General features: G+C 52.9%; 26 protein-coding genes and 2 pseudogenes. 18 read left to right on the forward strand and 10 right to left on the reverse strand.

What is annotated here, in order from left to right:
- The 5 genes from IPM28_01715 to IPM28_01735 all read right to left on the reverse strand — a co-directional run bounded on the left by IPM28_01715 (nt 1) and on the right by IPM28_01735 (nt 2,588).
- The gene (locus IPM28_01715; protein ID MBK9171713.1) at nt 1-276 is read right to left on the reverse strand and encodes a EutN/CcmL family microcompartment protein; all 276 of its coding nucleotides are present in this window, start codon (nt 274-276) and stop codon (nt 1-3) included.
- 73 nt (nt 277-349) lie between these two features.
- The gene (gene eutM / locus IPM28_01720) at nt 350-628 is read right to left on the reverse strand and encodes an ethanolamine utilization microcompartment protein EutM (GenBank protein ID MBK9171714.1); all 279 of its coding nucleotides are present in this window, start codon (nt 626-628) and stop codon (nt 350-352) included.
- Nucleotides 629-677: 49 nt separating this feature from the next.
- A complete protein-coding gene (locus tag IPM28_01725; GenBank protein ID MBK9171715.1) occupies nt 678-1,478 on the reverse strand; it encodes a class II aldolase/adducin family protein in 801 nt (266 codons plus the stop codon).
- A 70-nt stretch (nt 1,479-1,548) separates the two neighbouring features.
- On the reverse strand, nt 1,549-1,884 hold the full coding sequence (locus IPM28_01730; protein ID MBK9171716.1) for a hypothetical protein: 336 nt from the start codon (nt 1,882-1,884) through the stop codon (nt 1,549-1,551).
- Nucleotides 1,885-1,907: 23 nt separating this feature from the next.
- Entirely contained in the window at nt 1,908-2,588 is a 681-nt protein-coding gene (locus IPM28_01735) for a redox-sensing transcriptional repressor Rex (protein MBK9171717.1), read from the reverse strand.
- 166 nt (nt 2,589-2,754) lie between these two features.
- Here IPM28_01735 and ruvA point away from each other — a divergent pair.
- The 9 genes and pseudogenes from ruvA to IPM28_01780 all read left to right on the forward strand — a co-directional run bounded on the left by ruvA (nt 2,755) and on the right by IPM28_01780 (nt 9,621).
- Nucleotides 2,755-3,364 (forward strand): annotated as a pseudogene (ruvA, locus tag IPM28_01740) (Holliday junction branch migration protein RuvA).
- A 105-nt stretch (nt 3,365-3,469) separates the two neighbouring features.
- Nucleotides 3,470-4,231 carry a CPBP family intramembrane metalloprotease gene (locus tag IPM28_01745; protein ID MBK9171718.1) on the forward strand — a complete coding sequence of 254 codons (762 nt, stop codon included), beginning with the start codon at nt 3,470-3,472 and terminating at the stop codon, nt 4,229-4,231.
- Nucleotides 4,232-4,365: 134 nt separating this feature from the next.
- Nucleotides 4,366-5,261: pseudogene (gene ruvB, locus IPM28_01750) on the forward strand (Holliday junction branch migration DNA helicase RuvB).
- 327 nt (nt 5,262-5,588) lie between these two features.
- Nucleotides 5,589-6,023: a hypothetical protein gene (locus tag IPM28_01755; protein ID MBK9171719.1), complete on the forward strand. Its 435-nt coding sequence runs from the start codon at nt 5,589-5,591 to the stop codon at nt 6,021-6,023.
- Complete coding sequence (locus IPM28_01760) at nt 6,008-6,751, forward strand: hypothetical protein (protein MBK9171720.1); 744 nt, start codon at nt 6,008-6,010, stop codon at nt 6,749-6,751. The genes IPM28_01755 and IPM28_01760 overlap by 16 nt, the downstream gene beginning before the upstream one ends.
- Nucleotides 6,721-6,984, forward strand: coding sequence for a hypothetical protein (locus IPM28_01765; GenBank protein ID MBK9171721.1), 264 nt, complete (start codon nt 6,721-6,723; stop codon nt 6,982-6,984). The genes IPM28_01760 and IPM28_01765 overlap by 31 nt, the downstream gene beginning before the upstream one ends.
- A gap of 439 nt (nt 6,985-7,423) precedes the next feature.
- Complete coding sequence (locus tag IPM28_01770; protein MBK9171722.1) at nt 7,424-7,633, forward strand: hypothetical protein; 210 nt, start codon at nt 7,424-7,426, stop codon at nt 7,631-7,633.
- Nucleotide 7,634: 1 nt separating this feature from the next.
- Nucleotides 7,635-8,495, forward strand: a complete 861-nt coding sequence (locus IPM28_01775) for a hypothetical protein (protein ID MBK9171723.1) — start codon at nt 7,635-7,637, stop codon at nt 8,493-8,495.
- A 721-nt stretch (nt 8,496-9,216) separates the two neighbouring features.
- The gene (locus IPM28_01780; GenBank protein MBK9171724.1) at nt 9,217-9,621 is read left to right on the forward strand and encodes a hypothetical protein; all 405 of its coding nucleotides are present in this window, start codon (nt 9,217-9,219) and stop codon (nt 9,619-9,621) included.
- Between the two features lie 26 nt (nt 9,622-9,647).
- Here the strand turns inward: IPM28_01780 and IPM28_01785 are convergent, their stop codons facing one another.
- Genes IPM28_01785 through IPM28_01800 form a run of 4 tightly spaced genes read right to left on the reverse strand, consistent with a single transcriptional unit; the run spans nt 9,648 to nt 12,051 of the window.
- Nucleotides 9,648-9,989 (reverse strand): tail fiber domain-containing protein, encoded by a 342-nt coding sequence (locus IPM28_01785; GenBank protein MBK9171725.1) that lies wholly within the window; start codon nt 9,987-9,989, stop codon nt 9,648-9,650.
- Nucleotides 9,917-10,453 carry a hypothetical protein gene (locus IPM28_01790; protein MBK9171726.1) on the reverse strand — a complete coding sequence of 179 codons (537 nt, stop codon included), beginning with the start codon at nt 10,451-10,453 and terminating at the stop codon, nt 9,917-9,919. Before IPM28_01790 ends, IPM28_01785 begins: the two co-directional genes overlap by 73 nt.
- Nucleotides 10,380-11,858, reverse strand: coding sequence for a hypothetical protein (locus tag IPM28_01795; protein ID MBK9171727.1), 1,479 nt, complete (start codon nt 11,856-11,858; stop codon nt 10,380-10,382). Before IPM28_01795 ends, IPM28_01790 begins: the two co-directional genes overlap by 74 nt.
- Nucleotides 11,848-12,051: a hypothetical protein gene (locus IPM28_01800; protein MBK9171728.1), complete on the reverse strand. Its 204-nt coding sequence runs from the start codon at nt 12,049-12,051 to the stop codon at nt 11,848-11,850. Before IPM28_01800 ends, IPM28_01795 begins: the two co-directional genes overlap by 11 nt.
- 144 nt (nt 12,052-12,195) lie before the next feature.
- On the opposite strand from IPM28_01800, the gene IPM28_01805 reads away from it, so the two are divergent.
- The 8 genes from IPM28_01805 (at nt 12,196) to IPM28_01840 (ending at nt 22,752) form a co-directional block, all read left to right on the forward strand.
- Nucleotides 12,196-14,367 carry a PD40 domain-containing protein gene (locus tag IPM28_01805; protein MBK9171729.1) on the forward strand — a complete coding sequence of 724 codons (2,172 nt, stop codon included), beginning with the start codon at nt 12,196-12,198 and terminating at the stop codon, nt 14,365-14,367.
- A 273-nt stretch (nt 14,368-14,640) separates the two neighbouring features.
- A complete protein-coding gene (locus IPM28_01810) occupies nt 14,641-16,950 on the forward strand; it encodes an RHS repeat protein (protein ID MBK9171730.1) in 2,310 nt (769 codons plus the stop codon).
- A gap of 26 nt (nt 16,951-16,976) precedes the next feature.
- The gene (locus tag IPM28_01815) at nt 16,977-17,783 is read left to right on the forward strand and encodes an ankyrin repeat domain-containing protein (GenBank protein ID MBK9171731.1); all 807 of its coding nucleotides are present in this window, start codon (nt 16,977-16,979) and stop codon (nt 17,781-17,783) included.
- A 91-nt stretch (nt 17,784-17,874) separates the two neighbouring features.
- Nucleotides 17,875-19,938, forward strand: a complete 2,064-nt coding sequence (locus IPM28_01820; protein MBK9171732.1) for a lipid II-degrading bacteriocin — start codon at nt 17,875-17,877, stop codon at nt 19,936-19,938.
- A gap of 7 nt (nt 19,939-19,945) precedes the next feature.
- The gene (locus IPM28_01825; GenBank protein ID MBK9171733.1) at nt 19,946-20,290 is read left to right on the forward strand and encodes a hypothetical protein; all 345 of its coding nucleotides are present in this window, start codon (nt 19,946-19,948) and stop codon (nt 20,288-20,290) included.
- Complete coding sequence (locus IPM28_01830) at nt 20,287-21,567, forward strand: hypothetical protein (GenBank protein ID MBK9171734.1); 1,281 nt, start codon at nt 20,287-20,289, stop codon at nt 21,565-21,567. The genes IPM28_01825 and IPM28_01830 overlap by 4 nt, the downstream gene beginning before the upstream one ends.
- Nucleotides 21,568-21,576: 9 nt before the next feature.
- A complete protein-coding gene (locus IPM28_01835) occupies nt 21,577-22,380 on the forward strand; it encodes a hypothetical protein (protein MBK9171735.1) in 804 nt (267 codons plus the stop codon).
- A complete protein-coding gene (locus tag IPM28_01840; GenBank protein MBK9171736.1) occupies nt 22,381-22,752 on the forward strand; it encodes a hypothetical protein in 372 nt (123 codons plus the stop codon). It begins immediately after the preceding gene.
- Between the two features lie 57 nt (nt 22,753-22,809).
- On the opposite strand, the gene gyrA is transcribed toward IPM28_01840, so the two are convergent.
- On the reverse strand, nt 22,810-25,359 hold the full coding sequence (gene gyrA, locus IPM28_01845) for a DNA gyrase subunit A (protein ID MBK9171737.1): 2,550 nt from the start codon (nt 25,357-25,359) through the stop codon (nt 22,810-22,812).
- A gap of 234 nt (nt 25,360-25,593) precedes the next feature.
- On the opposite strand from gyrA, the gene IPM28_01850 reads away from it, so the two are divergent.
- The gene (locus IPM28_01850; GenBank protein MBK9171738.1) at nt 25,594-26,349 is read left to right on the forward strand and encodes a PilZ domain-containing protein; all 756 of its coding nucleotides are present in this window, start codon (nt 25,594-25,596) and stop codon (nt 26,347-26,349) included.
- Nucleotides 26,350-26,390 lie beyond the last annotated feature (41 nt).

Raw genomic sequence — 26,390 nt, forward strand, 5'->3', positions numbered from 1 at the left:
CTACTCAGCCTTAGTAAAGTCGATTGTATCTATCACCCCGATGATCGCTGAATCGACCGGGCAGTCCTTGTTGCCCTCAGCCATTCGGGCCGACGAACCGCCTACGACAATGACCTTTTCATGATAGCCGGCTCCGACCGTATCGACCGCGACAACATAGCCGCTCTGATCTTTTCCGTCAAGATCGATCGGTTTGACGATGAGGAGCTTCTTTCCCTCCAATCGCTCATCTTTCTGGGTCGAAACGACCGTCCCTAAAATTCGTCCAATTATCATTATTTGTGTAGAACGAGAACCGTCGACCGCCGCGGTGCCCGCCACCGTCGCCGACCACGTACACAGAGCCGGTCTACTTCATTACGACAGGGAGCCGTTCGTCGACACTTGCGTGCGGCCTCGGAATAACGTGGACGCTTACCAACTCACCGACCCGTCGGGCGGCTGCGGCTCCGGCGTCCGTGGCAGCTTTGACCGCTGCGACATCACCGCGAACGATAGCCGTTACAAATCCGGCCCCGATCTTTTCGTAGCCGACTAGCTGTACGTTCGCCGCCTTCACCATTGCGTCTGCTGCCTCGATCATTGCAACGAGACCTTTTGTCTCAACCATTCCTAATGCTTCCTGCATTTAGTTCGTGCTCCTGATTGCGATTGGAAAATTCAAATGCCCCGATAGTTTAACCCAGATTCGCTGCCTGGCTCAAAAGCTCGATCAATTCTTCACGGGTAAACGACACCTTTTCCCCGTTTGATGCCTTTCCGGCCGGATACTGGACCTCCAACTCGCAGGAGATACCTGCATCATGAAGGTAGCCGCATGCCTGACAACGAGCGTTTTCGCGTAGGTATCCGGCCTTTTCGCGGATATTTATCAGCTTTTCGATCGCATCCTGAGGCAGGTCGTTCGCTCCGCCGAGTGCTTTGGCAAGAATAGCGATCCTTGCGGTATGTTCCAATGTTTCAAGCCTGTCGAATGCTTGCCAAAGATCATCACCGTAAGCAACAGCTCCATGATTCGCCATAAGAAGCGCGTTGTGATGCTCAACAAAGGGCTTCATCGCCTCTGTCAGCTCGTTGGTCGACGGCGTTCCGTAATCAGTGAGCGGCACGCAGCCAAGCGTGAGGATCACCTCCGAAAGGATCGGTTTGTCGATCGCCAGGCCCGCAACAGCAAACGCCGTCCCGTGCGGCGGATGCGCATGACATACGGCCTTGATGTCCGGTCTCATCTTATAGATAAGCAAGTGCATTGCCAGCTCTGACGAAGCTCGCTTGTCCGAAAGCGGCCTGCCTTCCATATCCGTTAAGGCAAGGCAATCTTCGGTCATCCGTCCTTTGCAGGTCATCGTCGGTGTCGCAAGTACTGTATTCTCGTCGAGCCTGATACTCACGTTGCCGTCAGATGAGACAACGTAGCTCCTCTCATAGAGCAGCTTGCCGATCTCCACGATCAGTTTTCGTGCTGATTGTTCGTCCATAAAGCAAGAAACCACAGATTAACACAACTCGAATGTTGCGTTAACCTGTGGCCTTGGTTCTTCAAGAAAACTATTTGACCGTAACGGTCTTCATTTTGATCTCTTTGACGGGTGGTGCCGGTGGGGCCGGTACGTCAAGTTCCTTCGGGATCGTCAATTCGACCTCAGAGACCTCGGTCGCCCGCCGCAGTTCTTCTAACTGCTGACGCAGCCTTATGTTTTCGTTACGAAGTTCCTTGTAATGCGGACGCTTTTTCTTACAGTCGCTGTGTCCATAGCTTGTCGATCCGCTGCGCGATTCGATTGTCGGGACACTTAATGGCACAAAAATACTTGCGATCAACAATCCCGCTCCGAAAGTCAAAGCGAAGGGAATGGCTCTCTTAAATACTGCGGTCAAATTCATACTTCACCTCTTGATTAATACTACTAGCGTTTACGGCGGGTATTTCGTTTTGGTTTCAACCCGGAGCCATTTATACTCTCGGTTCCCGCAAGAAAGAATGACAAGCTTTCAAGACACGTCGTCAGATCGACCGTTCGAACCTTCAGGTGGTCTGTCGCTTTCAGCGGAACGGGTGCGAAATTCATCACGGCCTTTATACCGGCTTTCGCAACGAGTTCGAGTACCCGTTCGGCGGAATCTGCAGGGACGGCGATCACCGCAATATCTATGTTATTCCTTTTTACGACAGACTGAAAGTTTTTTATGTCAAAAATCTCAGCTCCGCCCACTTTTTTTCCGATCTTTTTCGCATCCGCATCGAACAGGGCCTTGACCGAAAAATTCGATTTGCGAAAACCGTTGTAATCAGCCAGCGCCGTGCCGAGTCTTCCCGAACCGATAATGCATACATTATGATCATGATCCAGACCGAGAATGGTCCGCAAATTATCGATCAGCGTATCAACATAATAACCGACCCCGCGAATACCGAATTCGCCGAAGTAAGCAAGGTCCTTACGTATCTGAGCTGAGTTCAAATGAAACCGCTTGGCAAGGGCCGCGGACGAGACCGTACTCTGTCCTTCCGATCGAAGCTCCAGCAAACAGCGGAGATAGATGCTCAAACGATTGGTGGTGAGTTCTGAGATCTTTTCGGCTTTCATTCAATTCTAATAAATCAAAACGATTGCGGGATAGCAAGGATGGACTGTCTCATTGATGATGTACGCCGCCGCTCGCGTTGCCCTATATTGAGAATTGCACTACTATGTTTCAGGTGTGAAACAGGAACCTCGTGCGAGGAAATAAGCTCCGATCGGCCGCCGAACTATGATCGCCTATTTATCGGGTACGATTCTCGAAAAAACCGCAGGAACCGTGATCGTCGACGTAGGTGGCGTCGGCTATGACGTAACGATCCCATTGTCGACATTTTATGAGCTTGGCGAGGTCGGCAGCGAGGTTTCGCTGAGGATCTATACATACGTTCGCGAAGACGCTTCAGCTTTTCGGGTTCAAGACCGCACGCGAGCGTGAACTTTACCTGAAATTGATATCAGTTCAGGGCGTCGGGGCAAAATCGGGAATCACAATGCTTTCGGGTATGAACGCCGACGAGATCATTGCGGCCATCAGGACGGATGATCTCGCAAAGTTGACTGCGATACCGGGTGTCGGGCGAAAAACGGCGGAACGACTCGTGATCGAACTCCGCGATAAGGTCGGCGAACTCTCGCATTCCACTGCCGCCGGCAGTCATCAGTCGACATCCGCCGGAAGCGCCGGCGAAGAAGTACTCGACGACGCGCTTTCGGCCCTGACAAATCTCGGATACAAAAAGGACGCTGCTGAAAAGGCACTCCAACAGGCGATCAAAGATGGAACCGAGCTTAACGTACAAAAACTGCTCCGGGCGGCTCTCCAACGACTCGCGAAATAGTGCTTTATCGTTGCAAGCATGAATTTTGGTTCGCGATAATGGCATTTTGGTCCGCAGAAGGGTTTTTTTCGCATGCGAAAATGAACGTTTGTTACACCTAACTGGTTGATGCGCAATGTTCTGCAGCAATTTTCCAAGGATCTGGCCATTCTTGATCGAAAAGCCGTGATCTCGCTTGTTTACGCGGCATTCGGACTGACGTGTATCTTTTATCTTAAGAACCAACCGGCGGTCGCCTCCTTTTTTGCTGGTACCTCACTAGCCGATTTTGGAAACTTCATCGCCAACTCACCTTCGAATAATCTGCCCGGTCTTGGCTGGTGGGTCTTTATCGTGACCGTCTTCTACGTTTTGCTGCCCGTTCTGATAATTAAACTCGTCTGGCGCGAGAATCTGCGCGATTTCGGTCTGAAATTCTCGATCGAAGAAGGCTTCTGGAAGCTTTTGGCCGCCTGTACGGTAACCATGATTCCGCTCGTTTACTTGATGTCGCTCACATCGGGCTTTGCGGCGAAGTATCCGTTCCTGCATATTTACAACGGCGAGCCCTACATCGGGACGACGCTGCTTCTTTGGGAACTGATATACTTCTTACAGTTTTTCGGGCTCGAGTTTTTCTTTCGCGGGTTTCTGGTGCACAGCCTGAAGCCTTCGCTCGGTCTTTACTCGATATTTGTTATGACCGTGCCATATTGCATGATACATTTCGGAAAGCCGGCTGCCGAGACGTTCTCAGCGATCATTGCCGGCATCTTTCTCGGCTGGCTAAGCTATCGCAACGGCAGCATCTGGCTGGGATTGATACTACATTGCGCGGTCGCGTTTTCGATGGATATCTTTGCACTTTTTAACAAGGGACTTTTGTGACAACCTCTGCCGCAATTAACATCCGTGACGAAGAGCTAACGCCCGAGGAATCTAAATTCGAGGCGACGCTTCGGCCTGCGCAGCTTGCCGAGTATATCGGGCAGCAAAAGGTAAAGGACAATCTCCGCGTGTTCATGAAAGCGGCACTTAAACGCCGCGAGGCTTTGGATCATATCCTTTTGACCGGCCCGCCCGGAGTCGGCAAGACGACGCTTTCGAACATCGTCGCTAACGAAATGGGTGCCGCACTCAAATCGACGGCAGGCCCGATAATCGAAAAGGCCGGCGACCTGGCGGCGATCCTGACCAATCTCGAAGAGGGTGATGTCCTTTTCATCGACGAGATACACCGCCTCAATCCTGCTATCGAAGAAATTCTTTATCCGGCGATGGAGGATTACAGCCTGGATCTCATGATCGGGCAGGGCGGCCGCACGCTCAATAAAGCTCGAACTGCCAAAATTCACGCTTGTCGGAGCAACGACGCGGCCCGGAATGATCACGGCGCCGCTCCGCGGCCGTTTTGGCATTATTTTCATCTTGATTTTTATGGCGTAAGCGAGCTGCAGCAGATCGCTGAACGCTCCGCCGGCATTCTCGAAGTTGAGATCGACGCGAGCGGCTCAAATGAAATAGCTCGCAGGTCGCGCGGAACGCCGCGTATCGCCAACCGTCTGCTTCGCCGTGTCCGTGATTACGCTGAGGTCGATCACGACGGAAAATTACCGAACACGTTGCGAATGATGCTCTCAACCGGATGGAGGTAGACACCTACGGCCTCGACGAAATGGACCGTAAGCTACTAATGACGATCATCGAGAAATTCGACGGCGGCCCGGTCGGCCTCGGCACGCTGTGTGCGTCGCTCCACGAAGAAAAAGACTCGATCGAAGAGATCATCGAACCATATCTGCTGCAGATAGGCTTTCTTAACCGAACGCCTCGCGGGCGAATGGCGACGCGGCTTGCTTACGAGCATTTCGGGATCGACCTTCCTGCAAAGGCCGTCGCTCCGACACTTTTCGAATAGACCGGCCTGACCAATCGTCTCTCATCAGCTCATCCTTTTGCCCCGGGGCGATCGGTTCGCAATAATTGCTCTATGAATAAAATATTTTTCGGCATTGCATTTCTGGCTATTTCATCTGTTTCGTCGCATTCCCAATACAAATTCGAGGGCTACAACATCGTGCTCAATGCTCCGACGAATCATCGTTCGGCGACGTGTGCCGTCCGCTATGTCAACCCGTCGACGGCGATCGCCGTTGCAGATCTCGACCGGGCAACGCCGATGAAGCTGACGCCGTGTGACGGCTCGTCAAGCAGCCTTTCGCAGTCGTCTGCGGCCGGTGCGACGATGCGTGCGAGCCAGAGCGACTACAAATGGTGCTTCATCGGCGAGGACAAGCGATATCGCATCACGTTTCAGGGCGATCAGCATTCGGGCCCGATAACATACGATTGGATCGCTGACGTCGATCCGCGTCAGGAAGGTTTTTACAACGTCCGCGATTTCGGCGCCGCCGGCGACGGCCGCACCGACGATACGATAGCCATCCGAAGCGCGTTTGCCTACATTGCCTCGCGTAATGGCGGCACGCTCCGCTTCCCTGCCGGCGATTACGTTGTAAGGTCGCCGATCGCGATCCCGTCGGGCATCATCATCGAGGGCTCGAATGGCATTCACTCGAGCGATCGGACCAGCGACGTCCCGCGTCCGAACCCGACTCGCATCACGCTCGACGGAGCAAAGCGTGCATTGTTCCAGATCGGCGAATGCGTCGAAAGGTGACGATCCGCGATATCGAGCTTTATGCCCGCAGCAACGACGGAACGTCGGGAGTCGAGGCATTCGGCGCTTACAATTCCTCGCAGGATTTCGTTTTTGACCGCGTCGTTTTTCACAACTTCGATCGCGGCATCAATGCGTACGGCCTGCCGCAGACCGACCTCAACTGGCAGTTCGATTACGTCAAGGTCAACAATAGCCGTTTCGTATTCAGCCGCGATACCGGCATTTTCACCAACGTCCGAAATTCCGATTGGAAGATCTCGGGATCGCTCTTCATCAATCCGCCAAAACGCGCCGGGCAGAACGCCAACTCGATGCATTTCGAACGCGCCGCAGGCATACTCATTCAGGACACATTCGGCGGCGGATTCGGCAACGCACCGGGCGGGACATTCCTGAACATCCTCGACAGCGGCGGCATCACGATAATAGCTTCGCAGACCGAGGCGATGACGAATTCGATCGTCTACAACGCCGTCAACAATCCGCTTGCGGGCGACTATTCGGCCCCGATAATGATGATCAATTCGGCCTTTGGGAACCCGATCGTGTTCAACGCCCGACGCACTTTCGTATCGACCGGCAACTTCTTTACGGGCGATACGTTCAAGGCCGACGAACGGCTGCGGGTTTATTCGACCGGCGACCGCTTTTGCTACGACGGTTTCACGCTTGCTGCCGCGGCGCTCAGAAAAAGATGTTCGACAAAGCTACCGTCGTATTTATGACGGGCCAGCCGGCCGAGGGCAGCGTCGCCGGACATCCGACCTACTTCGGCACCGACGTCCAGTTCGGCGGCCCCGTTCAGATGCCGTCGCTGATGCATAACGCCTTGCCGGCCGGCCGTGCGAACGGTTCGATGGTCTATTGCCAAAACTGTCGCCGATCTACAACGCCCTGTCAGGCCGGCGGAACCGGAGCTCCGGCAATGATCGTCAATGGCCAATGGAGCTGTATGTAGGGCAGAGGAGCGAGGTATCTTTTGTTTCGTTTCAGCGCGCGCGGCCCGTATGTTTCCCTGAAACACATGAAACAAGCGAGCCATAGATCGGTGCACGCTCCGGAAATTGAATTTTGCACAGGTGTTTTGTCCGCCGCCATTGTTGGAACCGTCATGACCCTATTTTCGAGTATCTGTAGCGTGATCGGAACTGCAGTTTGCACGATATGCACGGTTTGACACAGAAAGAAAGCAGAAGGAAAAGCGCTCGATCCGGCAAAACTGCGATATTCTGCTTAAGTCCCAGAAACCGGCGAAACAACCGTCTTCGCGTATGATGCTTCAAACAGGCGGGTTGCCGAGTATTCAACCATCGTCGAACCGGCCGCAACCGCCAAAACCAGCTATTTGACAACCGATCATCTTGGGGCCGCGGGTGGTGACGGACGAGGACGGGCGGGTGACGAGCCGGCGGGACTACACTGCCTTTGGCGAGGAGAGCGTTACGCCGGAGCGGGCGGCGGGGCTTGGCTATGCGGGCCAGAGCGAGACGCGGAAGGGCTACACCGGCTACGAGAAGGATAATGAAAGCGGACTCGAATTCGCCCAGGCGAGGTACTACAACGCGACCCACGGCCAATTGAGCCGATTCCGGTTCGGAGGACACTGATTTGGCAACGATCTGTGGGCGTCGTGAGGAGGTAGCAATACACATGAGTCGGTATCTCAACAAAACGTTAGCTCTGGCAGCTCTCTGTATTACCCTGGGAATAACGAATTCGCTGGGGCAAAGTAAATTAACAAACAGGAATAATCGAGAACTATCAACGGTTTTTTCGGATCTGGCGAACTTTCATTCGGCAACCTATGAGCAATCGTTGCGCGCACTTTTTTCGTTGCCGCCGAGTCAATTCGACAGTGTGTTGAATGCGGTGACGAGCTCGAACCTCGACGAATCCGATGGGGCTCAGCGTTTAATTAGATATCTCGGCGACCGTGAACTTCTGAGTAAACTAGTCGAAAATTGCAAAACGCGCTGCTTGCTTTCTGGCCCGGTGCCAATTCCGCTTCATCCGCTAGACTATCGTGAAATCGAGTATCTGACGAGAGCAGGCGACGTCTGTAAATGGGGTGAATTCGATATGAGATACGTATTTGCTCTTTTTCTCGACACCACACAGCCAGCTCTAGAGTTGCGGAGGCGAGTAGAAAACGGCTCCCGCCAATGTGCATCAAACGCGATATTGACATCAACGATCCGAACAATTCACGACACAAAAGGACTTGAAACCGCGTTTACTTTACAGAATTCAGTTGAAGCAGTCCGATCCGAGCTGTTTTTCTTAACCGAAGTCGAAAGGGAACGTGCGAAGATTCAATTTCTAGGTTTCAATTTCCAAAAGAATCGCGCGCTGTTCGAAGTTCTAGTAAACAACGGAATTCTCGCAAGTCGTTACGTCCATGTTGTTTTTCACAAGGTCGATTCGAAGAATTGGCAATTCTATTCGATCACCGTGGTGAACCAGTCGTAATGAGCACCTGATCCTCTTTTGAATTGCCGCAAAACAGCGAACCAAGGCTACTGGAACTATGCCGGCAGCTTCACCGAAAACGCGGCGGTGCGGTTTTCGGCGACGAAGCTCGGGAACGGAAAAATGAGAAAACAAAACTACCGTGAAAGTAATTGAGGAGGAATAAGCGGGTCGTTTGGGAGGTTGACGTGAAATTAGCATTTAAGTTAATCTTCGGCTTAATTTACACCGTTGTGTACGTTGTTCTCGCAGTTGATAGTACAGGTGGCGGACATGGAGCTTTTATTTTTTTTGCACCACTTTTCACCTGGCCCTTGATTCTGATGGCCCTCGGGCTTACCACCAGAGTCAATAACTCGATAGTGCGCATATTGGTACCAATGCTGCTAATCGTTTCATACATCAGTATTAACAATGTTTCTGGACGAGTGCATTCACGGTGATGGTTCGGTCCAACGCCGTTGGGAAATGTCGCCTTATTTCGTAATACTAATTCTTGGCTGGTACTTCGCGGGTCAGTTAATTATTTGGGCGACGTACATTCTCGAGTTGCGGCGGCAAAACCGGTTAGATTGAATTTTACATTCCAAAGATGGGCCAAGGAGCAGTCTCTTACACAACTTCGCCCGAGCATTGGTCGAGCAGACCTATCCCTCAGGCCGGAAGTTGAAGAACGTGCTCGACGCGAGCGGTGATCTCTCGATGGTTCAGAGTCCGGTGCATGGACGCCGCGGCAGGCGCGGACGCCGACTGCGCCGCACAGGCCGGCCTCTGGAACTACGCAAAGAATTTCACCTACAACGCGGCTGGTGCTGTGACGAGCATGCAACTGGGCAATGGAAGATGGGAATCTACGCAATTTAATTCAAGATTGCAGCCCACGCAGATCGCACTCGGTGTAACGCAGGGAGCGACGAACTTGCTCGATCTGGATTATTCGTACGGCACGACGGCGAATAACGGGAATTTGTTGTCGCAGACGATCACGGTTCCGACGGTGGGAACAAATACAGGCTTTTCGGCGGTGCAGACGTACAATTACGACAGCCTGAATCGGTTGAAGGACGCGACCGAGATGCTGACGCCGCACGGTGGCTCCGCAACACAATCGTGGAAGCAGACGTGACACCGTTTAATATTGTTCTTCAGGGTTCACTTATTCCCTTGCAGATTTCCGCGGATGTCTTTGCCGCACACACGATCTTTTTCAACTCGGTGAGTTGCTCTCGAAGACTGTCGATCTCCGCTTGCTGCTGCTTCACCGCATTCACGAGGACCGTAGTGATCTGTTTGTACTTGACTCCTTCGATCTCGCCTTTCGCGTTTTGAGTCGCAAGAGCGAGAACCGACAGTTGCAACCTCCTCCGCAGCAAAGCCTATGTCAAGAAGCCCGCCGCTATTCCACTGGAATGCGATAGGCCTCAGGCGGCGCACGACCTCAAGACCACGGTCATAAGGTTCGACATTTGATTTGTAACGCAGGCTGGACGGCACGAGGGCAGATTGAAAGTTGCGGCGTTCTGACAAACATCTATCGAACCACCCGACGGTGACAGCGTCGCACGCAGAAAGCCATAGACGACGACATCATCACCAAGTGAGCCGCTGGGATTCGCGAAGTTGCGTCCGAGGACTATCGTGTTGCTCGTGCTGACAACCGCCTCTGCGCCGATCGCCGTTGCATGGCTTACTATCCCCGACGTATTGGCGTTCCATCCGATCACAGTGTTGGCGTCACCGACCGTATTCGCCTTTCCGGCCTGATAGCCGTAGAACGTATTCGCATTTCCGGTAGTGGTCATCTGGCCAGCTTCATAGCCGGCGTAAGTGTTGTATAGACCGTCGGTATTCCCGTATCCGGCCTGATATCCGAGAAACGTGTTGTTACTGCCAACCGTATTGCTTGCTCCAGACCCCGTGCCAAAGAATGAATTTGTCGAGCCGGTCGTATTCGACACGCCTGCCGCATACCCAAAGAAGGAGTTGTTGAGCCCTGGTCGTGTTTACTCGGCCCGCTACTTTTCCGAAAAAGGCATTCTGGCTCCCGGTCGTATTTGTAAGACCTGCGAAGTATCCGAAAAACGAATTGTTGATCCCGCTGTTTGAGGCTCCGGCCTCGTAGCCAAAGAATGAATTATCGCTGCCGGTGTTGTTCCTTCCGGCGAGGGCGCCAAAGAACGAATTGTGTTCTCCTAAGGTGTTGGACGATCCCGCCCGAAAACCGAAGTAGGAATTTGACGAGCCGTTCGTGTTCAAATCTCCCGCAGCATATCCAAAGAACGAATTTCGATCTCCCTGCCAGTTGGCTTTGCCGGCTTCGCTTCCGAAAAACGCGTTCTCGTCGCCAGTATTCGCCTCGCCCGCGAGATAGCCGAAAAAAGAGTTACCGGACGCGTTTGAATTTGTCGCGCCCGCGCGATAACCGAAAAAGGAATTGTTTGAGGTCGTGCTGTTCTCGCCTGCTCCGCTGCCGAAGAACGAGTTGAACGCGCCGGCCAAATTCAATAATCCGCTATGCCGTCCGAAATACGAATTGTGACTTCCGGTCGTGTTGATATCACCGGCCCGCATTCCGAAGAACGAATTGTTCGAGCCCGTCGTATTCACGCGGCCGGCAGACGAGCCGAAAAATGAATTTGCCGCCCCCAAGCTGTTCGCATTGCCGGTGTTCGTTCCAAAGTAGGAGTTATCAACTCCGCCCGGGCCACCTGCGTTCAATCCGACGAACAGCGTGTTCGATCCCGGCCCGATCCCAATGAGGCGGAAGCCGCCGTAGTTGAATTGCGCCGCCGAGACGATATTCGCCGACATGTTTCCGGTGATGCTGAAGTTTGCGTTCTGAATGAACGCGGAGTTCTGAATGTAGTTTGTGCTGCCGGCAAGGGGTGTACGCGCGTTGCTCATCCTCGGATCGTTTGTCAGAACGAATTGATCTGCGGCGATGCCGCCGAGTTGGAAGGCGTTTTCCGCGATCGCGCTTTTTATCGAATATGGGGCTGAATTTACTTGTACGCGAGGAGACAATGCTTGAAAAGTGCCGGTCCCGGCGGGACGCAGAGAAATTTCGAGCCATCGATTCGAGCCGGGAAACTGTGCACCGAAGTCGAGTCGGAGTGCGAATATTCCGTTTGTTACGGCTATGTTCGGGCGAGACAAGCTCGCGATAGGCGTACCGCCCGTCTCGACCGAATACAAACTGACGATGAAATCATAGCTGCCCGTTGCCGGCGTCATACCATCATTCAATTTGCCCTGATATGTGAACTCGGTCGTTTGCGCCCCCGCGGCAAGGGCCGAAAACAAAAGAATTGCAAGACAAAGCGGACCGATCGCGTTAGTAGGCGACACTCGATTACTGTTCATTATCTTTTACTTCTCCTTTGGAAGAGATCTTTTCGATCTGAAAGTGAGACGGACTGTCGAGGACCTTATTGATCGATCCATCGGTTGCAGTCGCCGGCTCCTCGATCGGTTCATTGCGTTCTGCACGATAGGTTCGACGATGGATCACAGTTCTTGTCCAAAGCTCGACCCGTATAGTGATGCGATTGGTCATCCGCAAAATGTTTGATTTAGTCGGATCGTTTGTTAAAATCCGGCTATCCAGTTTATTCCCGCCGTGATTTCGTATTTTTACCGGCGGCTGTCGAAAAATCCTGAATTTTGCGCGGAATTTTTCCGAAAAATTCCAAATAACGCGATGACATCTGCGGCGAGAGAGTATTACTTCTTCGACGAATTTCGGCTCGACCTTCCGAAGCGGAGGCTGGAGCGTGACGGCGAGGCAATACCGCTCAAGCCAAAGGCCTTCGACCTGTTATTGGTCCTTGTAGAAAACTCCGGACAATTGATGTCGAAGGATGATCTGTTTCAGCTTGTCTGGAGTGACCGGATCGTCGAGGAATCAAATCTCTCTGTCCATATGGCGCAGATCCGGAAGGCTCTCGGTGAATCGGCGAAGCGGCCTCGGTATATATTGACGGTGTCGGGTGAGGGCTACAGATTCGTCGGGAACGTTCATACGAACGCTGACCCCGAATGTGAAGAGATATTTGAGCAACAGACCTTTGCAAGCATCGTCCTGGAATCCGACGTCGTTGATGAGCGTCCCGTTCAGACCGAAAACAATCGTCGTTGGGCAAATGGGCGACCACTTATCGTCGTATTTGGGTTGCTTGTCATATTTCTCCTCACGATTTTCGGCGGCTTTCTCATGCAGGATCGCTTTGCTGCCAAGACACAGATCCCGTTCCAGCGCTTCAGCATCAAGCGGCTGACGAATAATGGAAAAGTGACGTATGCATCCCTATCACCGGACGGAAAATTGTTTGCCTATTCAAAAGAACACAGAGACGGTCGCGCCAGCCTATGGCTCGGGCACGTCAACGGAACGAGTGAAGTACAGCTCCGCGAACCGGCCGAGGTCACTTACGCGTTCATCAAATTCGCCCCGGACGGTAGTACCTTGTATTATGTCGCGATCGACCTAAACCGTGCTTCAGCGCTTTTCAAAATGCCAGTGCTGGGCGGAAAGGCAGATAAGATCAAGGACGAGATCAATTTCATCTCGTTCGCGCCGTCGGGCGAAGAATTTGTTTTCGTTCGAAACGAAGCCGACAGGTCGACATTGAAGATAGCCGACTTGAGGGGAAACGAACGCGAATTGATCTCGCGCCCTCGAAGTCTTGAATTCAACGCCCGAACTCCGGCGTGGTCGCCCGACGGAAAGATGATCGCTGTCGCCGCTTTCGCTAAAGAGAACGCCGAAACGCAGGAAATCCTTATCGTCACGGTCGACGACGGGTCGATATCACGACTGACCGGTCTCGGGTGGCAACTCTACAGGTCGCTCGTCTGGCGAAATGACGCCAACGGGCTGATCGCGGTCGGATCCGAAAGAAGCCTGACCGTTAGTTCCCGGCTTTGGCACATCAGCTACCCGACGGGCGAAGCAAGACCGATCTTAAGCGATCTCAACGCTTACGGTCAGCTTCTCGACTTATCAGCCGACGACACGTCGCTGCTTGCCGTGCAAGCGCAACATCAATCGAACGTCTGGATCGCACCGGCGGACGATCTAGCCGCGGCGGAACAGATCACGTTCGACTCGCTTGGCACGACAAACGGTTGGTACGGAGTAGATTGGCTACCTGGAAGACGGCTCGTATACACGTCATTTGTGGACGGCAACATAAGTCTATGGACAATGGCAGCCGACGGTTCCGGACCAGTTCAGCTCACCTCGGGGGCGAACGACTTTCACATAAGTTCGTCCGAAGTCTGCGGGTGCGTCGTCTTCGAATCGGATCGGGGTGCGAGCAAACAGATCTGGAGCGTTAACTTCGACGGAAGCGATCTTCGTCAGGTCACGAACTCCGGTAAGAACGTACAGCCTCATATATCACCTGATGGACAGTGGATCACATTCGCATCTACACGGGGCGATAGTCACGGACTCTGGATGATCTCAACCACACGCGGCGAAGAGATCCTTGTGCTGGATAAATCGGTTGCATTCCCACGCTGGTCGCCCGACGGGAGGTCCATTGCTTTCCATTCAACGCGCAAGGGTGCCATAACGATCGCCGTTGTTCCGATCGATGGAGCCGGGCCTTTGCGTGAGTACCCGACGCCGCGGCTTGCGAATCTGAATTTAGGCGTTCGATGGACACCAGACGGCAAAGCGATAACCTATCGAGACTGGGCGAACGGTATATGGCGTCAGGATATTGCGGGCGGCGAACCGCAGCGACTCGCCGGTTTGCCGGAAGAGAAGGTCTACGCATACGCGTGGTCGCTAAGCGGCCACGAGATCGCATTTACTCGCGGACAGGAGATCCGAGATGTTGTCCTTTTGAGTATGGAAAAGTAATCTTGGCAGGTCGGTTGAACGGCGAAGATTTGTATAAAGGTTCTATCGAACATCGATTTCGATTTGTTCAGTATCCAGGCCACTTAACTTCTACAACTGCAACTGCGGTCATCCAACCGCTCGATCCGTGTCAGGGACGGCGAGGAAGAAGAATGGGGCGAATGGAAGACGTCGCACCGGCCCGAGCAGCGGAGCGGCGAAACGCTGAAATACACGACCTACAACTACAACCCGGACGACAGCATCCTAAACATCACGGACGGCCGCGGCGTCGTGACAAACTACATATACAATTCGAGAGGGCTGGTCGAGGAGATGAACTGGGACGTCGGTGAGACGGGCGTGACGGACGCCCACGATGTCGAGTTCGGCTACGACGCTCTCGGCAACCGGACATCGATGACCGACGGCCTCGGGACGGTCGCTTACGAATACGATCCCCTTTCGAGGATGACCGCCGAGACCCGTGTCTTTTCGGACACGCTGCCGAATAAGCCCACCGGCAATTACCGGATCGGCTACGAATACACGATCGGCGGTCGGCTTGGGTCCCTCACCGACCCCTTCGGTTATCGGGTCGACTACGCATACGACAAGCTCTCGCGGCTGCAGGCCGTGGACAGCCCGACGGCATTCAACGGAATATCGACCTATGCCGAAGATCCGGTTTACGATGCCCGCGGAACTCTGAGAGGCCTTTCTTACGGAAACGGGACGGAGATGAGCGTCACAGGTTTCAACGGCAAGCTCCAGGCGACGGGGTTCGAGGTCAAGAAGGACGCGACGGCGATCATCGGCAAGGAGTACGAGTTCTATGCTGACGGGGCGTTGAAGTTCGTCGACGACGCAATGGACGAAGCCTTCGACCGGAGCTACAAGTACGATCATATGGGCCGTACGGTCGAGGCAAAGGCGGGGACGGCGGCAAGGGGCGAATCGCCGACCGGCCCGCATAACTTCGATCAACCGTATTCGCGGACGTATCAGCACGACGCATTCGGAAAGATCACTGCTTTCACCGGGTTCTTCTACGGGAGCGAATCGAACCTGACCGTCAGCTTCACGAACGGCCGCAATTCGAACTGGACTTACGACAGCGACGGCAACGTCACGGCCGACCTGGACGGGAGCTACGATTTCGATGCCGCCGGAAGGCTCGTCGAAATCGTCCCGACGGATATCGACGACGAGAACATAGACACCCTTCCGGTCGAGAACCATTTCGACGGGAACGGAGACCTGGCAAAGCTTGTCCGCAACGCGGGATCGACCGACCCGGACGAGATAACGAATTACTACATCCGCTCGACGATTCTGAACAGGGTCATCAGCGAGACGACGGGCGCGGGAGCCAAGCAGAAGACGTTCATTCCCGCGAACGGCGTGACGCTAGCCGAGCAGAGCATTTTTTACGGCGAGTCAGCGGTGGAAACGATCAGGTTCATCCACCAGGACGCGAGCGGCTCGGGAGTTCAGCAGACGCTTGCCAACGGGACTGCGGCGGGGGGCGTGATGCGAACGGGCGAATACGACGCGATGGGCCGCAACGTCGCCGACCCGGGGCCTTATATTGCCCTCAACACCGAGATGCCGGGTGACGGCGGGTCGGGGATAGACCTCTTCGGCACGGGCGAAGGGTATCGTCCGGGGCGAAACACATATACCATAAACGGCCTGCCGGCTACCGAATCGCAGTTCATGATGGAAATAGAGAGCGGTCATATCGGCGGAACATTCGGCCTGATCGAAATGGCCGCGAGGATGTCGAAGGGGACGTATCTGGGTTCAAGGTACAGCTATGCTGATCATGCTGGAAGAACATGGGACGGCCTTGACAGAGATGCGGCATTTGGACTTCAACGCGAAACCCGCGGCATGATCACCCGACATGACTTCTACTTCGTCAACCCGATGGATAGCTCGTGGTCTGTGACTGCTCTGATTGTTCCGATAAGCCGGGCACTCGGGCAAGATATCGACGGGACTCCTAGAAAGGGTAAAAAGGGAGAGAATGCGTTCGAACGGTCTCTCCGAGCGTTTCTTCAGGATAATCCCAATTGTCTTGGAAAGTTGAAGGAACTTGGTGTCACGAACATTGAAACTTATCTTGAACAAGCCACGGAAAATGGTCGCGATGCTTCTTCCGGAACTGGATATGCAGGACGAACGCTCGAAAGCCTCGGTTTCGCAAACACGGCGGATTTTCAATATGGCGATTTAAGCCAAACGCTTTCCACCTTTGCAGGAAACTATGGTGCTGGCGCTGTAGCTAATATTGCTACATCTACGGTCTATTACTTTGATCCGTACAATCAGCAAACAGCAGTTCAACGCGGACTTACGGTTTTTCATGAGGCATTGCATCTTGCAATTCGAAACGGATCTCACATGGCAATTCTCGCGGTTCTCAAACTCGATCTGAAGCGAGAATATTCTCCGGGATTGGTAGAGTTCACTTTCGATCAAAGGACTCGGAAATGGATAACAGCACAAGGCCCTCCTACATATATGGGCGACAACTACTCCGCTGCGCAGACCATCAATAATTGGCTAAGTAATAATTGCGGGGGTGAAAGAAATTGATTTGCAAGACTGCATTCGGTTTGCATATGAACATCCGCATTTTGGGCGGCGGGATCACTCTTTTTTTGTTTTTGATTGGTCTTACAACACCGGTCGCGTTAGGGCAAAAACCAGATCCTGAGTTGGAAACCTTTCTTACCCGATTTCCAACACCACTCCTACGGGCAATTGCTCTTAACAACATTCCATGGCTAGAGTCTGAGATAAAGAAAGGTGCCGCAATCGATCCCGTTCCGGGCACGAAGATCGATAATAGTCCGTTATTCCTAGCAATTTCATTCAGACACTTCAGAATTCTGAACATTCTTCTCGAAAACAAAGCTAACGTAAACATAACTGGCCCGCTTGGGGAAACCCCCTTAATGCTTGCATTATTCTATAAGGATTCAAAAGATTACATTAAGATTCTGTTAGAGGCAGGCGCAGACGTCAATGCAAAAAGTTCTGGTGGAACGTCTGTACTGATGACGGCTGCAGAATACGCTGACGTTGAGGTGTTGGACATGCTTCTTAATAAGAAGCCGGACGTCAACCACATAAATGAGAAAGGAATTACCGCCCTGATGGTCGCTAGTAATAATGCGGATGTTGTTAAGCGGTTGTTGAAGGCTGGCGCTCAACTCGAAAATAAAGACGTATACGGAGAGACAGCCGTTTTTCATGCGATTAGGGAACATAGATTGGAAAAGTTAAAGACGCTGATCCAAGCCGGTGCGAGAAAAGAGATAGCTAATCAGGACGGATTAACGCCGGAGGCCTTGGTGAAACAAATCTCTGACGCCTCACTCCGTGAGCAAATGCTTGCAATTCTCGATCGTTCAGATCGGAATTAGGTTCTTTTTATCAACACGAGTATGGTTTTGGCGACACGTCAAAAACTGCTTCTTCGAAGCATGATATGACGAGCCGGAAAACAGGACATAAATGACCGCCGAGACGAGGGACTTCACCGACACGCTTGCCAACGCCCCGAACGGCGTCTTCCGGCTCGAATACACATACACTCAGGGCGGCCAGCTGAAATCGCTAAAAGACCCGTACGGCGAACAGATCAACTACGCCCACGATAAGCTTTCGCGTCTGAGCACAGTGACGGGAAGCAGTTTCGGCGGCGTGACGAGCTATGCAAGCAGTCCGCATTACCGTGCATGGGGCGGGCTGCAGAGCCTCAGCTTCGGGAATGCGACATCGATGTCGGTCGAGTTCGACACAAGGCTGAGGCCCGCGGCGTTCGAGTTGGTCAAGAGCGGGCAGCAAGACCCGATCATGGAAAAGACCTACGAGTATCATTCGGATGGCCGCCTGCGAAAGCTCAGCGATGCGGTGGATGACCGCTTTGACCGGCTGAACGAATACGACCAAATGGGCCGCATCACCTCGGCCAGGACCGGACTCGAAGCGAGAGGCGGAACACCGACCACCCAGCCGGAGATCGAAGCCATCCCCTACCGCCAAAGCTACGAATACAACGCCTTTGGGAATACTACGGAACGCGTGAACGACATGTGGGGAACGCACAACTTCTCTGCCGAACGGACATTCGTGAATAACCGGATACAAAATCAATCTCAAACGGTCTGGGAATACGACGCTGACGGCCGGATAACCGACAACGGCGGAGCAACGCTTTCGACCTACAACGCGGCCGGACAGCTTATTGTCTATAACCGGCAATTGGTTCCGGCGGGCGAGAACGAGGTGACGCGGCATTACAACGGCGACGGGATGGAGGAGAAGCGGACACAGCGGATATTGAAGGAGATCGAGCCTGAGGAATGGGAATGGGAACAGCAGCCGGCGAAGTATTACATCCGCTCGACCGTGCTGGGCGGAGCTGTGGTCACGGACGTATACGACATCGGCACAAAGAAGCGGACCTACGTCAGGGCGGGCGGGCAGGAGATCGCCTGGCAGAACGGCGACTCGGGCGGTTCTGTAGTGTTTCAGGCGACCGACCCGGTCGGGGCAAGCATCAGGTCGGCCGAATCCGACGGCGATATCTTTGACGCACAAGGGACGGAAAGCTCGCCCGCCGAGCTCGACCCGATGGGCGGCAACGTCGCCACCGAAAACCCCTTTGTCACGCAGACCGGCGGCTCCTCCTGCGTCGGCTGCGGCCTCTTGGATGAAGAAGATGTCCTCTTTGTAAACGGCCAACGACAATCATTCGCCCTGCAAGGGCTACCTATCTCACGCGAAGAAGCGGAATCGCTGATGCAAGCCGGTTCGGCCTACCCATGCCCCAATAACTACTGCGGTGCCGGCACCGCAAGAAATCATCAAACCGGCGAAACCGCGGTAACGTCACCGTATCAGGTGTTTGCTGATGGCGTCGGCGGTCGATGGGTTGCGGAGGTCACCGGCTCAACAATAGTTGATCCGAACGGTAACTCGACAAAGGGTGATTATGGAGTTACCGGCTGGCATTGGAGAGAAGACGAATCTGACACAAAGCTTCTAGTATTTGCAAATAAACATCAATTGAAGTGTCCAGAGCGATCGAAAGAACATAGCTTTCCGGCAAAAGATGCTCTCGATCACTATATAGGAGGATCGGGAAGGCCCGTTTATATCTCGATCGACGAAATTACCGCTGATTTCCCTTTACCAAGTTCGTTTGAGCCGATTAGGAACTTAGTTCAACAAGGGACTCAAGGAGGAACAAGTATTACACATCGAATCGAGAATATTCATTCCGGACCGATGGAAACGAAAGGTTGGCAGGGGGCGGTTCTAGGGCGAATAACTTTTGACCTTACTGGAACTCTTAAAATTTATGAATGGGGACTTACGGAATTTGAAGGAACAATTGGTGTGATTCCTGATATCTATGACTTTGATAAAGGGGATCGAACCGTCGCAAAGCAGATTTCGACCTATATTGGAAAGACGTTTCCAGGGAAACCGTACGATATCATAACCCTTGGCCGTTATGATGTACAACAATCATGGAATAAGTACGCAACTCTAAACAGTAGCTGTAAATAGGTAAATAATGACGAAATACTCATATGCTAATTTAGGTGCATCATTGTTGCTGGGCCTTTGTATTGCTTCGGTTGCTTGTAGTAAGTACATGATTAACTCCTCCTGTGAAAGTGTTATGTATTCTGACACTCAGGCATTGAAACTCGCGGAGGAACGATTGCGTGAGTTTTGTATAACCAAAGGGATTGATTTTGCTGATTTCGACAGTAAGAAAGTTTCGAAACACGAAGATGAAATTTGGGTTATAGATTTCAATTCCAAAAATGACGGAGTTTCAGGATACTATTTTTTCAGAGTAACAATTGATGGTTGTGGAAATATTGAGAAAAGTTGGCAGTATTATGAAAAGTGATTGAATCGTGGATACAGAAGGAGATCGAGCCTGAGGAATGGGAGTGGGAACAGCAGCCGGCGAAGTATTACATCCGCTCGACCGTGCTGGGCGGAGCTGTGGTCACGGACGTATACGACATCGGCACAAAGAAGCGGACCTACGTCAGGGCGGGCGGGCAGGAGATCGCCTGGCAGAACGGCGACTCGGGCGGTTCTGTAGTGTTTCAGGCGACCGACCCGGTCGGGGCAAGCATCAGGTCGGCCGAATCCGACGGCGATATCTTTGACGCACAAGGGACGGAAAGCTCGCCCGCCGAGCTCGACCCGATGGGCGGCAACGTCGCCACCGAAAACCCCTTTGTCACGCAGACCGGCGGCTCCTCCTGCGTCGGCTGCGGATTGCTGGACGAAACAATGCCACTCTGGGCAATGGGCGGCGAACCGCGAATCACACACAATGGCTTCCCGATAAGTCAGGAGGAAGCCGCGATGTTGATCGACAATGGTCTGGGCATGCCGTCCGACCTCGTCCAACATATGAATCATCCCAATTTCCGGTTTCAAACATTCGGATTCGGGATGTATCGGGCCTTCTCGGTTATCGGCTACCGCGACGTTTCGCCCATGGATCCTGAACCGGACGGAGACGGGCCGATCGCCGTATCAACAGCCGAAAGAAGAATCTGGGAATGGAGAACACATGCTTTTTATCCTCGCATAGACAACCCTAACTGCATTACTAAGGCGATACCGGGTTCACGATTGACGAGCGACCCTAATGAGATGATTGTCGCTCCATATTTTTTTGACGGCACGCCCCCGGACACATCTCGGAATGATCATGATGGCGTTCATATTCTTGATCCTACTCCTCCAGAAAGCGGGACGTCGCGGCAATACGATGTTTTTGCGCTATCAGGCATGGCAGGTAAGGTTCTCCATTATGGATTCCAGACAAATGAGAAAGTCTATTCAATCTTGGATATCCAATTGAACCTCAAAATTGGGAAAGACCCCTTAGTATTAACTATAAAGGATATGGTTTACAAGAATGATGCCTTGAAGCCGGGCCAGTCTATTTCACCCGGTCAAATGCTCGGGATTGCTGTGAGCAACTTTGATAAAAACGGTAAAGTATACGAGTCTGCCGGTATACATGTTACCTTGATGACTTTGTCTACATATCGACGCTATATCTCAGCACATGGAATATCGGCCGCTTCGAGAAGATCTGTTCCCATTAAATACCTGATTGATGCTTACAAAGACGCACAAAGCCCTTTCCGTTGTCCGTAGGAGAAGAGAATGACTTCAAACTCACGTCAAATTCACTTGTCTGCAAAACCTGTACTTTTTCTAATTGTACTGCTCGGAATTTCTCATGGGGTTGGATTCGCTCAAAGCTTGAACGCGCCTGCTCAAGAATCGAGCCTTGTTCAGAGATTTGAGTACCCAATTTCTCCAGGTCCTATTGCAGATGAGTTGCGTCGAGCGGGCTATAAACTCATGCAACAAGATATTGAAAAGTTTGCCGTACGCATATGCTCAAAAGAGAATCTACTTAAATCTATTCCTTCCAGTTCTGCTAGTTTGACCTCGATTGTGGATGCGATCAAATCAAGGTATAGGGAACCTCAGAAAACACCGCCAATTCTCGTGGTTCGGTCAGAAGATTGCGTCTCAAATCCGCGTGGCGGTACAAATGCCATTGAGCTTTGGGCCATTCGAAAAGAAGGTCAAATGCCGACGTTCGTTGAAAGCGTTTGGCTGGACAAGTTGAATCTCACGGTTTTTACTACCAATGACTCGCCTTGCAGTTCGATCGGACGGCGCTTCAAAGACAACATACACAACACCATTCGGAGACTGCGGACTGAACCTAGCGCAACTGTTGTTATTGTTGGTTATTATCTATCAAACGAGATCAAGTCAAAACCAACCTTGGAAAAGAGAGTTCGAATGCTAACCAACCGGTTGGAATCAGCTGGACTATTAAGCAAGCAGTTGAAGATCACTCGTGAGATGTGGAGGGATGACGAGACGGCATGCCCTGACCGATTTCTCGAGTTTCCCAGTATTTTCATTTTGAGATACACGGGTAAAGATTGAATGGAAATAGATTCACTTCCGCAGGAAGACATTTTCACGTTGATCGAGGTTGAATGCGGCCTTAGTCCGGCGAGTTACAACGGCGACGGCATCGCTTTCGAGTACGATTCGACGGGAGGCATGATGAAGACGGGCCGGAATGAGGCCTACGAGATGACGATAGCCCATGACGGAATGGGCCGCGAGGCGAAGCGCTCGCAGCGGAAATGGGAAAGCGAGGAAGAAGAGTGGGAGGCCTGGGAGACCAACTACTTCGTCTTTTCGAGCGTGATGGGCAGGACGTTGACCGAGGTCAGCCAGACGGGCTCGACCGGGAGGTGCAGATGGTTTGCGGCGATTCCGGCTGAAACTGGACTCGTCAACGAGAAATGAAAAAGCCGCCGGATCTGCGTGATCGGGCGGCTTTCGGGTTTTACACTTAGCGACGATTTAGTCGTCATCCTCGTCGCCTTCGGATTTGAGGAGCGAAGCGCTGGTGACGCAATCGTCCTCGCCGCAGCGAATGAGCATCACACCCTGAGCCGAGCGTCCGGTCTCGCGGATCTTATCGACGCCGAGCCTGATGAGCTTTGCCTGCTGGGTGATGATCATTATCTCGCTGTCCTCTTCGACCGGAAACGCCGCAACCACTTTGCCGGTCTTGGCGGTCGTCTTCATATTTATCACGCCTTTGCCGCCGCGTTTCGTTAGTCGGTAATTATCTACCTGAGTTTGCTTGCCGAATCCCTGCTCCGAGATCGAGAGGATCTTTTCGGTTCCGGCCTGCGATACCGCGCAGACCGATACTACGAAATCTCCCTTTCGCAGGTTGACCCCGCGAACGCCGCGGGCGACGCGGCCCATCGGGCGAACGTCTGTCTCGTTAAAGCGGACGGCCATGCCGTCACGCGTCGCGATAAAGATCTGTTGTTTGCCGTCGGTCCGGATCACGTCAAGCAATTCGTCGCCTTCGTCAATATTGATGGCATTGATACCCGTGACGCGGATGTTCTGATAATCGCCAAGCGACGATTTCTTGATCACGCCCTGTTTGGTGACCATTGTCAGATAGACCTCTTCGCCAAAATCGCGCACAGGCATCACGGCGACGAGCTTTCGCTCGCTCGATAGCTGGACGAGATTGACCACGGCCTTTCCGCGTGCGGCGGCGGCCGCCTCGGGTATCTCGTGCACCTTGATCTTGAAGACCTGGCCGTCGTCGGTAAAGATCATCAGATAAGCGTGAGTCGAAGCAATAAAAATGTGCTCGACGAAATCTTCGTTTTTGGCCGTCGCACCAAGCCTGCCTTTACCACCGCGTCCTTGACGCGAATAGGTCGATACGGGTGTTCGCTTTATGTAGCCGGCGTTGGTAACGGTTATCGCAACATCTTCGTCTGCGATGAGGTCTTCGATAGTGAGTTCGACGCCAGCATCGATTATCGCGGTGCGGCGTGCATCGCCAAAATTCTTCCTTACCTCGTGAAGTTCGTCGACGATCACCTGTTTCAAAACGCTCTCGTTCTCGAGGATGTTCTCGAGTTCGGCAATGTGCCTTATGATAGCCTCGTACTCGTCGAGTATCTTTTGCCGCTCAAGAGCCGACAGCCGGCGAAGCTGGAGGTCGAGGATCGCCTGCGCCTGTATCTCGCTGAATTCGAGCGAGCGCATGACCTTGTTCAGGTCCTTGAGGAATTCGGCCTGCGTCTTGCCGCCCGAGATGCCCCGCCAGGTCTTGACCTCATCGATGGTCGCAAGATTTGCGATAAGCCACTGTCTGGCCTCATCGACGGAACGCGAACTGCGGATCAGCGGGATTATATAATCGAGAGCATCGATCGCTTTATTCAAGCCCTCCAAAATGTGTGCACGGGCCTGAGCCTTTCGCAGATCGAATTCGGTTCGCCTGCGGACGACCTCCTTTCGAAAATCTACGAAATTCTCAAGCATCGCCTTGAGAGTCAGCAATTTCGGCTGGCCATCGACGATCGCGATATTTATGATCCCGAATGACGATTGCAAAGGAGTCAACTTATAGAGCTTGTTGAGGATGACCTGAGGGATCGCATCGCGTTTCAGTTCGATGACGACCCTGATGCCCTCGCGGTTCGATTCGTCACGGATCTCCGAGATGCCGTCGAGTTTCTTTTCATGAACGAGCTCGGCGATCTTTTCGATCAGACGGGCCTTATTGACCTGATACGGCAATTCGGTTATGACGACCGCATCGCGCTCTCGGTCGCCTCGGCCAATTCGGTCGATGCCCGCTTTCGCACGCATTTGGATGACGCCGCGGCCTTCCCGATAGGCGCGGTGTATCTCTTCCCGGCCGTAAATGAAACCGGCTGTCGGGAAATCGGGGCCGGGAACGATCTTTATGAGTTCGTCGATCGAAATTGCCGGGTCCTTGATGATCGCGATCGTGGCATCAAGGATCTCGGTGAGGTTATGCGGCGGGATCTTTGTCGCCATTCCAACCGCGATGCCTTCTGATCCGTTGACGAGCAAAAGCGGTATCTTCGTCGGCAGAACCTTTGGCTCAGAGAGCGATTCGTCATAGTTCGGCTGGAAATCGACCGTCTCTTTCTCGATGTCGTCGAGCACCTCGTTGGTAAGCTTCTGAAGGCGAACCTCGGTGTAACGCATTGCTGCTGCGTTGTCGCCGTCGATCGAGCCGAAATTTCCCTGGCCGTCGACGAGCGGGTACCGCATCGAAAAATCCTGAGCCATTCGGACGATCGAATCGTAAATGGCCGAGTCGCCGTGAGGGTGATATTTACCCATCACGTCGCCTACCGCTCTCGCCGATTTTCGATACGCCTTGCCGGCAACGTTTCCCTGCTCGTACATTCCGAAAAGAATGCGGCGGTGGACGGGTTTGAGGCCGTCGCGGACGTCGGGCAATGCTCGGCCGATAATGACCGACATCGCATAATCGAGATACGACCGACGCATCTCGTCTTCAATGTTTATCTGGTTACGCTCTAGAGTTGAGTCCATTTATACTTCCGTGCCGTTATTGCTTATTTATCTGGGTTTATTGGCTCTTGTGATGCCCGGAGGCCATGAAAAAAAGCTGGAAAATTCTTTGTGTTGATGCTATTCTTGATTTTACAGGCGTTCGGCCTGTTTAGCAACTTGCAGGCCTACCTCAAGTCCTCGCTGAAATCCCTCAAGATCTGACGTTTACGTGCCGCCGGGATAGTGCAGAAACTCATCGCTGAACCATCAAATATGTCAACAACTTTGACCGATAAAGACCAACGCAGGATCCAAAGGTACGGCCTTGCCCTGCCGACCCGCGTCGAGGTCAAGGTCGACAACAAATTTACGTGGAACGAGGTCACCAGACTTGAGGATATCTCAGCGTTCGGGGCCGGTTTCAATCTCACACGGCCGGTAAAACGCGGCCGACTGCTTGTGATCAGCCTTCCGATGCCGCGTCAGTTGAGGTGTTACGATTATCTCGAACCACAGTACCGGATCTGGGGTCTTGTTAGACGCTGCATCCCGCTCGGCGAAAATGCGGAATCGCAGAGTTATGCGGTTGGTGTCGCATTCATTGGGAAACACGCTCCGGCGAGTTTTGTTGAAAATCCGTCGACACTTTACGAACTTTCTGAACGTGAGGATGGCGGCCTTTGGCAGATCTCGCCAGCGAGTGCGTCACCCGACGAAAGCGATCTTCCGACCTATCTCAGACGTCACACGCGATTCGCCATACCGGAATCGCTATTACTGGAGATCCTCGACGAAAACGGCGACGTCATTGCAAGCGAGGTCACGGTGACCGAAAACATCAGCCTCGGCGGCGCAGCAGTATTCACTTCCTTCAGCGCCGAACTTGGCTCCTTCATTCGCGTTAGAAGCGAACGCCATGATCTGACCATAATTTCGATAGTTCGCGGCAAGCGTCTCGGAGGAGACGGAATTGTCCGACTTCACCTCGAGTTCATCGACCATCTGTTCCCACTTCAGGGCATCGCATAGATGCGGTCGCCTTACCTTCGAACTAGCCATTTGGCAAAGTC

The organism is Chloracidobacterium sp., from assembly GCA_016716305.1.
Classification (GTDB): Bacteria; Acidobacteriota; Blastocatellia; order Pyrinomonadales; family Pyrinomonadaceae; genus OLB17.